We start from the raw sequence: 10711 nt of genomic DNA on the forward strand, positions 1-10711 counted from the left end.
TTCCCCCAAAACACTGTCAGGCGCTTGATCCGCACGCGTTAGGACATTCCGAGTTCGTTGTCGAGAGCATCGAAGAGTTCGTCGTCGGTGGCTGAGTCGAAGTCCTCGTCGGAGTGCTCCGGACTCTCGCCGTTCCCGCTCTCGTCCCACTGCCACAAGATGCTGCGCAGCCGGGCGGTGATCTTGTCGCGACCGGCGGCGTCGGGGGCGATCTCCGGCAGTCCGGCGGCGATCCGGTCGAGTTCGGCGAGCAGCCGGGCCGAGGGTTCCTCTTCGGCCGGCACCAGTTCCGCCCGCAGGAACTCGGCGAGCGCGACCGGGGTCGGATGGTCGAAGACCAGGGTGGCGGGCAGGGTCAGGCCGCCGACCGCGGCGAGCTGATTGCGCAGTTTCACGGCGGTCAGCGAGTCGAACCCCAGGTCCTTGAACGGCCGGTGGTCCTCGACCTGGTCGGCGGACTCGTAGGCGAGTACCGACGCGACTTGGGTACGCACCAGGGCCAGCACGGTCTCCCGCTGCTTGTCCGGCGGCATGGCGATCAGCCGGTCCGCCCAGCCCTTCTCACCCGGTCCCTCGGCGCCCGCCGACCGCCGGGTGCCGCTCGGCATCAGACCGTGCAGCAGGATCGGTATCCGGTCCTTCGGCAGGGCCCGGATCGCCGGAATGTCCAGCGGGATCGGGACCAGCGCCGGTTCACCGGCCCGGCGGGCCTGGTCGAAGAGGACCATGCCGAGTTCCGCGGTCATCGCTCCCGCCGAGATCCGTTCCGCTCGCATCTCCTCGCTCTGGTCCGCGGCCTCGACCCGCTCGGCCCAGACGCTCCACGCCATCGAGACGGCCGGCAGGCCCTCGGCTCGGCGGTGGTGCGCCAGTGCGTCCAAGAAGGCGTTGGCCGCGGCGTAGTTGCCCTGCCCGGCGTTGCCGAAGTGCGCGGCCGCCGAGGAGAACAGGATGAACGCGGACAGATCGAGGTCGCGGGTCAGCTCGTGCAGGTTCCAGGCCGCGTCCACCTTGGGCCGCAGCACGGTGTCCAGGTGTCCCGGGGTGAGTGACGTGACCACACTGTCCTCGACCACCCCGGCCGCGTGCACGACCGCGGTCAGCGGATGGGCCTGCGGGAGCGCTGCCAGCAGTTCCGCCAACGCGGTCCGGTCGGCGGCGTCGCAGGCGGCGAGGGTGACCTCCGCCCCGAGTGCGGCCAGCTCGTCCCGCAGTTCCGTGGCACCCGGGCTCGCCGGGCCACGGCGGCTGGTGAGCACGAGGTGACGTATCCCGTGCTGGGTCACCAGATGGCGGGCCACCAGAGTGCCGATCATTCCCGTGCCGCCGGTGATCAGCACCGTGCCCTGCGCATCGAAGGCCGGGGCCTCGCCGGTCAGGTGGACCCGGGCGAGCCGTACGGCGCGTGGCGTGCCGGACCGGACCACGGCCTGGGGTTCGCCGGAGCCGATCACCTCCGGCAGAGCGGAAGCCGAGGAGTCCTGCTCGTCCAGATCGACGAGGACGAACCGCCCGGGATGCTCGGACTGGGCGGACCGGAACAGCCCCCAGCTCGACGCGTGCGGCAGATCGGTCACCGGGTCGGTGGCCTCGGCCGCCATGGCGCCGCTGGTCACCAGGACCAGCCGGGAGGCGGCGAACCGGTCGTCGGCCAGCCAGCCCTGGATGAGTTCCAGCGCCTCGCGCACCGTGCCGTGTACCGCCGACGGGAGGGATCCGCCCTCATCACTACGGGGTGCGGCGATCAGCACGGCCTCGGGGACGGGTGCGCCCGCCTCGATCGCCGCGGTGAGCGCGCCGAGATCGGCGTAGGTTTCGCCGTTCCCCGCGAACTCCGCCGTCAGGCCCGCGCGGTGCGCACCGAGCACGGCCCAGGAACCGCTGAACTTCGGCCCGTTGAGCACCGTCCACTCGGGGCGGAAGAGGGTGTCGCGCGGTGCGGAGCCGCTCAGCGCGGTGGCGGTGACGGCCCGGAGCCGCAGCGCGTCGACGGAGGCGATGGGATCGCCGAGGCCGTCGGCGATGTCCAGCGTCACCGCTCCGGTGGGCGCGGTGGTCAGCCGGGCCCGCAGAGTGGTGGCCCCGGTCGCGAAGAGCGAGACCCCGTTCCAGGTGAACGGCATCCAGGGGCCGCCGTCCTGCTCCGCGAGCGGAGTCCAGGACAGGGCGTGCAGTACGGAGTCGAGCAGGGCCGGATGCAGCCCAAACCGCTCGGCCTCGTCCCGCTGGTCCTGCGGCAGGGTCACCTCCGCATAGAGGTCGTCACCCTGGCGCCAGACTTCCCTCAGCCCTTGGAAGACGGGGCCGTAGTCGACTCCGGCCGCGGCGAGCTGCTCGTAGATGCCGTCCACGTCCACCGGGGTGGCTCCCTTAGGGGGCCAGACCTCTAGGCCGGAGCCGCCGGCGGCGGTGTCCGGGCCGAGAAGCCCGGTGGCGTGCCCGGTCCACGGCTCACCGTCGAGCGCGTCATCGGCACGCGAGTGCACATTGACCGGCCGACGGCCCTGATCATCGGGGTCGCCGACGGTGACCTGGAGCTGTAGCCCGCCCTGATCCGGGAGGATCAGCGGGGCCTCCAGCACGAGTTCCTCGATCCTCGGGCAGCCGACCTGGTCACCCGCCCTGATGGCGAGGTCCACAAAACCGGTGCCGGGAAGGATGGTGACACCCCGGACGGTGTGGTCGGCGATCCACGGGTGGGTGGCCGCACTGATCCGCCCGGTGAGGACGACCGTGTCGCTGCCGGCCATCGAAACGGCGGCCGGGACGAGCGGATGCTCGACCGGTTGCAGCCCGAGCCCGGTGGCGTCCTGAGTGGCCGCGGAGGCCGACAGCCAGTAGCGCTGCCGTTGGAAGGCGTAGGTGGGCAGTCCGATCCGTCGTCCGGTGGGGAGCAGGGTGCTCCAGTCCACCGGGACGCCATGCGCCCAGAGCTGGGCGAGCGATTGCGCGAACCGGGACCAGCCGCCCTCGTCGCGGCGGAGAGATCCCGTCACCACGACAGGGCTGTCCGCCTCCTGCGCGGTGTCCTCGATTCCCGGGGTCAGGACGGGGTGCGCACTGCATTCGACGAATACGCCGTGCCCGTCGGCCAGGAGGGCCTGAATCGCTTCCTCGAACCGCACGGTGTTACGGAGATTCTCGAACCAGTATCCGGCGTCCAACTCCTCGCCCGAGATGGCCGAAGCACTCACCGCGGAGTAGAACGGGATCCGACCCTGGCCAGGGCGGACCTCGGCCAGGACGGTGGCGAGCTCCTCGCGCAGCTCCTCGACCTGAGCGCCGTGCGAGGCGTAATCCACCGGGATCTGGCGGGCCCGCACCTCCTGCCCAGCGCACTCCGCCAGCAGCTCCTGCAAGGCCTCGGGTTCTCCTGAAACGACGGTCGATGTCGGGCCGTTGATGGCAGCGATAGATATCCGCTCGCCCCACTTGGCGATGCGGTCCTGCACCGCCTCACGCGAACCGGCGACGGAGACCATGCCGCCACGTCCGGCCAGCACTCGCCCGATGGCCTGACTGCGCAACGCCACCACCCGGGCACCATCACGCAGAGACAAGATCCCGGCGACGCAGGCCGCGGCAATCTCACCCTGAGAGTGACCCACCACAGCGGACGGCACCACGCCACAGTCCTCCCAGACCGCGGCCAGCGACACCATCACCGCCCACAGGACAGGCTGCACCACATCAACGCGGGCCAGCATGTCCTCGTCGGACAGAACCTCGTCCAACTTCCAGGACACAAACTCCGACAGCGCCTCAGCACAGTCAGCCATCCGTTGCGCGAACACCGGGGAGGACTCGCGGAGTTCATCCGCCATGCCCAGCCACTGCGACCCCTGACCAGGGAACACCAGCGCCACGCGCGTCCCGGCTCCGGTGCCGGTCGAACCCCGCACCACACCCGCCGGATCCAGACCCCCAGCCACACCCCTCAACCCGGCAAGGAGTTCCGCACCATCAGCACCGAGCACCACGGACCGGTACTCCAACCCCGCCCGCGAACTCAGCAGCGAGAACCCCACATCAGCAGGATCAAGCTCCGGACGGACGTCCGAACCGCCCTCCGGACGGCCTTCCAGACGCCCCTCCACGAAGGACGCCAACCGTTCCGCCTGCGCGACCAACGCACGCTCGGAGCGCGCCGACAGCACCCACGGGAGAACGCCGGGCCGCGTCTCCTCCTCAACCGGCTCCGCCGGCGTCTCGTCAGGTGCCTGCTCCAGCACCACATGCGCGTTCGTTCCGCTGATGCCGAACGACGACACACCCGCACGACGCGGCTGACCACTCTCCGGCCAGTCCCTGGCCTCGGTCAGCAACTCCACCGCACCCGCGGACCAGTCCACATGGGACGACGGCTCATCGACATGCAGCGTCTTCGGCAGCACACCATGCTGCATGGCCAGCACCATCTTCATCACACCGGCGACCCCGGCCGCGGCCTGGGCGTGCCCGATGTTGGACTTGACCGAGCCCAGCCACAGCGGCCGGTCCTCCTGCCGCCCTTGCCCGTAGGTGGCCAGCAGCGCCTGCGCCTCGATGGGGTCGCCCAGCGTCGTGCCGGTGCCGTGGGCCTCCACCGCGTCGACCTGACCAGCGGCCACTCCCGCGTTGGCCAGTGCCTGACGGATCACCCGCTGCTGCGAGGGACCGTTCGGCGCGGTCAGACCATTCGAGGCACCGTCCTGGTTCACCGCCGAACCCCGCACCACCGCAAGGACGCGATGGCCGTTGCGGCGGGCGTCCGAGAGGCGCTCGACCAGGAGCAGGCCGACGCCCTCACCCCAGCCCGCGCCGTCCGCGCTCTCCGCGAAGGCCTTGCTGCGGCCGTTCGGAGCGAGGGCGCGCTGGCGGGAGAACTCGATGAACTCCATCGGTGTGGACATGATCGTCACACCGCCGGCCAGGGCCAGCGAGCACTCGCCGGACCGCAGCGCCTGGCTCGCCCAGTGCAGGGCCACCAGGGAGGACGAGCACGCGGTGTCCACGGTGACCGCGGGGCCCTCGAAGCCGAAGGTGTAGGAGATCCGGCCGGAGACCACGCTGCCCGCGGTGCCGGTGGCCAGGTGGCCGTCCACATCGGCGGAACTCTGGGCCAGGAAGGAGCCGTAGTCCTGGCCGTTGGTGCCGACGAAGACACCGGTGTCGGCGCCGCGCAGCGTAGTCGGGTCGATCCCCGCGTCCTCCAGGGCCTCCCAGGAGGTTTCCAGCAGGAGCCGCTGCTGCGGGTCCATGGCGGTCGCCTCACGCGGCGAGATGCCGAAGAACCCGGGGTCGAAGTCGGCCACGTCCCGCAGGAAGCCGCCCTCGCGGACGTAGGAGGTGCCGTGGTGGTCGGGGTCCGGGTGGTAGAGACGTTCGATGTCCCAGCCGCGGTCCCCGGGGAAGTCCCCGACGGCGTCCTCGCCGCGGGCCAGCAGGTCCCAGAGTTCCGCCGGAGAGGCGACGCCGCCGGGAAAACGGCAGGCCATACCGACGATGGCGATGGGCTCGTCGTCCACGGCCCCTCGGGCCCGCACCACGGTGGCGGCGGTCTGCCCGCCGAGCAGCTCTTCCCGCAGGTACCGCACGAGAGCGGCCGGGGTCGGATGGTCGAAGACCAGGGTCGCCGGGAGGCTGAGTCCCGTCGCGGTGTCCAGGCGGTTGCGCAGCTCCACCGCGGTCAGCGAATCGAACCCGAGGTCCCGGAACGCGCGGGAGGTCTCCACCGCGCCGCCACCGGCGTAGCCGAGGACCAGGGCGACCTGGGCCGTGACCAGTTCCCTCAGCGCCCGGTCCTGGTCGGCCTGCGGGAGGCCGGCCAGACGGTCGCGCAACGCGTTGCCCGCACCGGCGCCGGACGTGGCGGCACGCCGGCGCAGCGGCACCAGTCCGCGCAGGACGGGCGCGACCTCCCCGGAGGCGGCGAGAGCCCGCAGGTCCAGCCGTATGGGGACGGACAGCGCGGTGTCCGCGGTGACCGCGGCGTCGAACAGGGCCACGCCTTCCTCGGCGGTGAGCGGGACGAGTCCGCCGCGGGCCATCCGTCGCAGATCGGTGTCGCTGAGCTGCTTGGTGATCTCGCTGGTCTCGGCCCAGAGCCCCCAGGCCAGGGAGGTGCCCGGCAGGCCGTTGTTCCGGCGGTGGCGGGCGAGCGTGTCCAGGAAGGTGTTGGCGGTGGCGTAATTGCCCTGTCCAGCCGCGCCGAGGACCGCCGCGGCCGAGGAGAACAGCACGAACGCGGAGAGACCGGCGTCCCGGGTGAGCTCGTGCAGATTCCAGGCGGCGTCCATCTTGGGCCGCAGAACGGTATCCAGGCTTTCCGCGGTGAGGGAGCCGAGGGTCCCGTCGGAGGTGACCCCTGCGGTGTGCACGACTCCGGTCAACGGGGCGTCCGTCGGGATCCCCGCCAGCAGCTCGGCGAGGGCGTCGCGATCCGCCGCGTCACAGGCGGCGATCTCCACCTGGGCGCCCAGCGCGGTGAGCTCCTCCCGGAGTTCGGCCGCGCCTTCGGCGTCCGGGCCGCGTCGGCTCGTCAGCAGGAGGCTGCGGATGCCGTGGGTGGTCACCAGGTGCCGGGCGATCAGGGTGCCCAGGGTTCCGGTGCCACCGGTGATCAGTACCGTGCCCTCGGGGTTCCAGACCGTGTCCTTGCCGGACGGCTCCAGCCTGGCGAGCCGGGGTACCGACAACACGCCTTCCCGGAGGGCCAGTTCGGTTTCGCCGGTGGCCACGGCGGAACGGATCGCGGCGGCGGACTTCTCGTGGTCATCGGTGTCGACCAGGACGAAACGGCCCGGGTGCTCCGACTGCGCCGAGCGCACCAGCCCCCAGAGCGGCGCCGTGGCCAGGTCCACCGGCTCGCCGCTGACCGAGACGGCGCCCCGGGTCACCACCACAAGCCGCGAAGCGGCGTTCCCGTCATCGGCGGCCCAGCTCTGCAGCCGCTCCAGAACCTGGTGGGTCACCGCACGCACGCCGTCCGGAACGGTCGTCCCCGCCTCCGCCGACGGATGCAGGAGTACGAGCTCGTCGCCCTCGCCTTCGGAGGTCTCGGGCAGCTCCGGAAGGGCCACCCACTCCACCGCGAACAGCGAGTCGCGGTCGCCCGGGACGGTCGTGATGGTCAGCTGCTCGGGAACCACGGGCTCCCAGCGCACCACATCGACGGAGGCGACCACGCCCCCGGCCTCGTCGGCGACGAGGAGCGCGTACCCGTCACCGGACGTGGTGAGCTTCACCCGGAGCGCGGTGGCGCCCACCGCGTACAGGCGCACCCCGGTCCAGGACGCGGGGAGCCGCAGCCCGTCGAGTGCCGGTTGCAGCGCGGCATCGAGCAGGGCCGGGTGCAGTCCGAACTTCGCCGCCTCGGCGGCCGCTTCGTCCGGCAGGGTGACCTCGGCGTAGAGCTCGTCGCCGCGCCGCCAGATGGCCTGAACACCCTGGAACAGGGGGCCGTGCTGGAATCCGGCGGCGCCGAGTGCGTCGTAGCAGCCGTCCACAGAGAGGGCCTCGGCGCCGGCCGGCGGCCAGACCGGTTCGTCGAAGGGCGCCGTCCCGGTGCCCGCCGCCAGCACACCCATGGCGTGCGCGGTCCAGGACTGTTCGGAGGACTCCTCGAGCCGGGAGTACACCGCCAGTTCGCGACGGCCGTCCTCATCGGGCTCCGCGACGACGACGCGCAGCTGCACTCCGCCACGCTCCGGAAGAACCAGTGGCTGCTGCACGGTGAGCTCTTCGAGCAGGTCGCAGCCGACCTGGTCCCCGGCCCGGACGGCGAGTTCGACCAGGGCCGAGCCCGGCAGCACGGCAGCCCCGAGTACGGAGTGGTCGGCCAGCCAGGGGTGGGTGGCCAGGGACAGCCGCCCGGCCAGGACCACGGCATCCGGCAGGGTCACGGTGGCACCGAGCAGCGGATGATCGGCAGCGCCCAGCCCCGCGGCGGTCACATCGCCGACCCCGGTGTCACCTTCCAGCCAGAAGTGCTGTCGCTGGAAGGCGTACGTCGGCAGCTCCACCCGGCGGCCGCCGGTGAGCATCGGGTGCCAGTCGACAGGGATCCCACGGACCCACAGCCCGGCGAGCGCCTCGGTCGACACCTCGGGTTCGGGGCGGTCCTTGCGCAGCGTGGGCACGAAGCCCGCGTCCTCCGCCAGACAGTCCTGTCCCATGGCGGAGAGCACGCCGTCCGGGCCCAGTTCGAGGAAAGTGGTCACGCCGTCGTCGTACGCGGCCTGAATGCCGTCGTGGAAGCGGACGGCCTCACGGACATGCCGCACCCAGTACTCCGGCTCGCGGAGCTCAGCGGGTTCGGCGAGACGGCCGGACACATTCGACACCACCGGCAAGTGGGCGTCGGCGAAGGTGAGTTGCTCCACGACCGCACGGAACTCGGCCAGCATCGGCTCCATGAGCGGCGAGTGGAAGGCATGGCTCACCCGCAGCCGCTTGACCTTGCGGCCCTCGGCCTCCAGAGCGGCGATGACCTGCTCGACCTCGGCCTCAGCTCCCGAGAGGACCACGGACTCGGGGCCGTTGACCGCAGCGATCCCGACCTGCTCCCGGCCCTCCAGCAGTGGTACGACCTCGCCCTCCGGCGCCCGCACCGACACCATGACGCCACCGGACGGCAGCGCCTGCATCAGCCGCCCACGCGCCGCGACCAGCTTCGCCGCATCCGCCAGCGACCACACACCCGCCAGATAGGCAGCCGTCACCTCGCCGATGGAGTGACCCAGCAACACCTCGGGCGTCACACCACGCGACTCCACCCACCGGTAGAGCGCGACCTCCAACGCGAACAACGCCGCCTGCGCATACTGCGTCTGATCGAGGAGCTCTCCCCCGCCCCAGACCACATCCGCCAAGGGCACGGGCAGCAGACCATCCAGCTCCGCACACACCTCATCCCAGGCCCGCGCAAACGCCGGAGAGGCGTCGTACAGTTCACGGCCCATTCCCAGCCGCTGCGCGCCCTGGCCCGTGAACAGCGCACCGAGTTTGCCGTCGCTGACCAGTCCTGTGATGAGGCCGGGCGCGGCGTCATCGGTGGCCAGGGCGGCCACCGCGGTGCGCAGGCCGTCCCGGTCGGTGGCCAGTGCGACCGCGCGGTGGTCGAGGCCGGCGCGTGTGGTGACCAGCGAGAAGCCGGTGTCCACGGGGTTCGGCGCCGGCTGGTCGTCCACGAAGGCGGCGAGCTTGGCGGCCTGTGCGGTGAGCGCCTGCCGGGAACGGGCGGACAGCACCCAGGGCACCAGACCGGAGGGGTCGGGGGCCACGGGGGCTCGACCGGCCTCGGCGGCCTGCTCCTCGGCGGGGGCCTGTCCCGAAGCCTTTTCCGGCGCCGGTTCCGGGGCCTGTTCGAGGACCACGTGGGCGTTGGTGCCGCTGATGCCGAAGGAGGACACCCCGGCCCGGCGGGGCCGTTCGGTCTCCGGCCAGTCCCTGGCTTCGGCGAGGAGTTCCACCGCGCCGGCCGACCAGTCCACATGCGGTGAAGGGGAGTCCAGGTGCAGGGTCTTGGGCAGCACGCCATGCCGCATGGCGAGCACCATCTTGATGATGCCGGCGACACCGGCGGCGGCCTGGGTGTGTCCGAGGTTGGACTTGATGCCGCCCAGCCAGAGCGGTCGGTCCGCCGGGCGGTCCTGCCCGTAGGTCGCGAGCAGCGCCTGGGCCTCGATGGGGTCGCCGAGCGTCGTACCGGTGCCGTGGGCCTCCACCGCGTCCACATCCGACGGCGACAGATGGGCGTTGGCGAGCGCCTGCCGGATCACCCGCTGCTGCGACGGACCGTTGGGAGCGGTCAGACCGTTGGACGCACCGTCCTGGTTCACCGCCGAACCCCGCACCACCGCGAGCACCGGGTGGCCGTTGCGCTGGGCGTCCGACAGCCGCTCCACCAGCAGCAGTCCGACGCCCTCGCCCCAGCCCGTGCCGTCCGCGGCGGCGGCGAACGGCTTGCAGCGGCCGTCCGCCGCGAGACCGCGCTGGTAGGAGAAGTCGATGAACGTGTCCGCGGTGGCCATGACGGTCACCCCGCCGGCCAGCGCGAGGTCGCACTCCCCCGCCCGCAGCGCCAGTACCGCCTGGTGCAGCGCCACCAGCGAGGAGGAACAGGCGGTGTCGACGGTGATCGCGGGACCTTCGAAGCCGAACAGATAGGAGATCCGGCCGGAGACCACACTGCTCACCGCGCCGGTGCTCATAAAGCTGGCGATTTCGTCGGGGACGTCGACGACCCGCGCGGCGTAGTTGTGGTACATCAGCCCGGCGTACACCCCGGTCTTGCTTCCCCGCAGGGTGCCCGGGTCGATACCGGCGCGTTCAAAGGTCTCCCACGCCGTTTCCAGGAGCAGCCGCTGCTGCGGGTCCATCGCCAGTGCCTCGTGCGGGGATATCCCGAAGAACCCCGGGTCGAACTCCGCGGCATTCTGCAGGAATCCGCCCTCACGGACATAGGAAGTGCCGGGGTTTTCGGGGTCGGGGTGATACAGCCCTTCCACATCCCAGCCCCGGTCCGCCGGGAAGGCGGACATTCCGTCGCGGCCCTCGGACAGCAGCGTCCACAGCTCTTCCGGTGAGGCGACCCCGCCGGGATAGCGGCAGGCCATGCCGACGATCGCGATCGGTTCCGATTCGAGTTCCCATATCCGGCGGCGACTCTGCCGGAGATCAATCGTGGCCTGCTTGAGATACTCGACAAGTTTCTTGTCGTTCGTCACCT

The 10711-nt window shown here is 71.4% G+C and carries 1 protein-coding gene; it reads right to left on the reverse strand.

Annotated features, from left to right (window positions below; translation table 11 throughout):
- Positions 1–38 precede the first annotated feature (38 nt).
- Positions 39–10709 (reverse strand): type I polyketide synthase, encoded by a 10671-nt coding sequence (locus NUT86_RS05970; RefSeq protein WP_274733929.1) that lies wholly within the window; start codon positions 10707–10709, stop codon positions 39–41.
- Positions 10710–10711 lie beyond the last annotated feature (2 nt).

Source organism: Streptomyces sp. G7(2002) (genome assembly GCF_028870195.1).
Taxonomy (GTDB): domain Bacteria; phylum Actinomycetota; class Actinomycetes; order Streptomycetales; family Streptomycetaceae; genus Streptomyces; species Streptomyces nigrescens.